We start from the raw sequence: 237 nt of genomic DNA on the forward strand, positions 1-237 counted from the left end.
GCATCAGGATATTCAGATATCACTCAAAATTATATGTTTGACCCTTCTCAGAATAACCTGACGATTTCAATATCTAAAGAAAAAATCGCAGGTATTAAAGAAGTTGTATTAGTAGGAACAAAGAAAAAAATATTTGAAAGAAAAATAGACAGATTTGTTTTTAATACAGAAAATTCAATTGCTTCAAAAGGAGTGGATGGATTGGATGTTCTAGCAGCAACGCCTCTTGTAAAGGCT

General features: G+C 31.6%; 1 protein-coding gene. It reads left to right on the plus strand.

The annotated features are described in order from the left end of the window. The coding region (locus tag R2R70_RS23045) for a hypothetical protein (protein ID WP_410979352.1) at nucleotides 1-237 on the plus strand (237 nt) is incomplete at both ends.

Source organism: Cobetia sp. SIMBA_158 (assembly GCF_046566945.1).
GTDB lineage: Bacteria > Pseudomonadota > Gammaproteobacteria > Pseudomonadales > Halomonadaceae > Cobetia > Cobetia amphilecti.